The organism is Microcystis sp. M53598_WE2 (assembly GCF_030067735.1).
Lineage (GTDB): Bacteria > Cyanobacteriota > Cyanobacteriia > Cyanobacteriales > Microcystaceae > Microcystis > Microcystis aeruginosa.
Window position 1 is genome coordinate 1 of the sequence record NZ_JASJFE010000579.1, and the last position, 2,122, is coordinate 2,122.

At 33.6% G+C, this 2,122-nt stretch carries 1 protein-coding gene and 1 pseudogene; both read left to right on the forward strand.

The features are described 5' to 3' along the window. A pseudogene (locus PX636_RS11745) lies at window positions 1-279 on the forward strand (ArnT family glycosyltransferase); the annotation flags it as partial. A 39-nt stretch (window positions 280-318) separates the two neighbouring features. Beyond that, window positions 319-1,941 (forward strand): glycosyltransferase 87 family protein, encoded by a 1,623-nt coding sequence (locus tag PX636_RS11750; protein WP_288117297.1) that lies wholly within the window; start codon window positions 319-321, stop codon window positions 1,939-1,941. The last annotated feature ends 181 nt before the right edge of the window (window positions 1,942-2,122 follow it).

Consider the following 2,122-nt stretch of genomic DNA (forward strand, 5'->3'; position numbering starts at 1 on the left):
AAGAACCCTGATTTTATCAGTGCTGCCACTATCTTTATTTTTATTGTCGTTTGGTCGGTGAATTTAAATATTAAGGATTGGGTTTTGAGTTCCCCTTACGGTAGATATTACTTTATTATCGGAACGGCAATTACTTTAGGGGGATTTTTCTTTAATGATTTAACCGAGAAAAAATCGAAAATTTTAACTAATTTTGTCAAGATAATCATGCTGATTGTCTTTTGGGGATTGTTACTAGGTAATCTTAATCTCATCCTTAACTATAAATTGCCAAGTTAAGCTAGTAAAACTAAACAAATAAATCTTGAACTTTTAATTATGACAATCCTGAAACGTTTTCCACTTTCTCATCCCTTATTTTGGGCAATTATCTACTTTGTTGCTTTGGGAATTATCTCGGTTATTTTAGGTCAAGATGTTAGTTGGGATTTACGAAACTATCATTTTTATAATCCCTATATGTTATTGACAGGAAGGTTTAAGTATGATGTCCTACCCGCGCAGATACAAACTTTTTTTAATCCCCTGATTGATGTTCCCTTTTTCGTCGCTATTTATTATCTGAAACTGCCTCCGATTGTCGTGGGTTTTTTAATGGGAGGATTTCACGGGTTAAATCAATGGTTAGTTCACCTAATTACCTATCATTCCCTCGATAAAGTTTCCGAAAGATACCGGATAACTCTAAGTATAGCGGCAGCGATTACCAGTATTTTTGGAGCAGCCTATATCTCGGAGTTAGGAACCAGTATTGGTGATAATACCACCAGTGTTTTCGTTCTGGGAGGATTATTTTTTATAGTTAGTAGTTTAGGGAAAAATCTGCCAATTCCCTCTAAAAATATTCTTTTAGCTGGATTCTTATTAGGATTAGCAACGGGGTTTAAATTAACCAATGCTTTATATGGTATTAGCTTTTTGGTAGCCATTAATTTTTTACCTAATTCTTGGTCAGACAAATTACGCAATTTAATCCTATCAATTCTCTCAATGGCCGTGGGTTTTAGTCTCACTGCTGGTTATTGGATTATCCTAATGTGGACAAAGTTTGCTAATCCTCTTTTTCCCTTCTATAATAAAATCTTTCAATCTCCTTATATCGAAACCGATGTCAATTTACAAGACCTGCGATTTTTGCCTAGAGACATTTGGCAATGGTTATTTTACCCTTTTTATTTTGCTCAAGAACAAACCTTAGTAGCTGAACTTAAATTTAAAGAATCTCGCTTTGCAATCGCTTATATTCTCATAGTAATATTGCTGGGTTTTATTCTTTATCGCTATGGTAACAAAAAATTAATTTTTCCTGTAAATAACCTAATTTATACCTCAATTTTAAGCTTTTTACTACCCTTTTATTTGACCGCTTACTCCATTTGGTTAAAGAAATTTTCTATCTATCGCTATCTCATAGTTTTAGAGTTAATTACTCCCATTTTAATTCTCTTAATTGCTGCCTATTTCTATCCTAAGAGAAAACCAGTATTATTAGTCACTCTAGGGATTTTTGTTTTAATTTTAGCCACTGTTAAACCCCTAGATTGGTGGCGAATTCCTTGGTCGGATAACTATTTTAGTATTGATAGACAAGCTTTGGTACAATATCAAGATGATGTAATTGTTCTCTGGGGAGGAGAACCGGTCGGCTATGTGGTTCCCTATTTTCCTAGTAATACTCGCTTCCTGCGTATTACTGGTAATTTTGGGTTAAGTCCTCATACCAAAATGAGTAAAATAGCAGAAGAGATTATCGATAAAACTCCCGAATCATCGCTGTATTTACTAGAGGTCAATTTTGAACTAAAAGAATCAGATAGGGAAAAATCTAAGCAAGCAGCTTTAGAATTTCGTAACCTTGTTATTGATCGCAATAATTGTCAACCTTTTATAAATGCTATTGAAAAATACTCAATCTGTAAACTCAGAAAAATTTCACCTTAAATACTCTAGAAAACTAGGTAATAAATTATGACAACCCTGAAACGTTTTCCACTTTCTCATCCCTTATTTTGGGCAATTATCTACTTTGTTGCTTTGGGCATTATCTCGGTTCTTTTAGGTCATGATGTTAGTTGGGATTTACGAAACTATCTTTTTTATAATCCCTATATGTTATTGACCG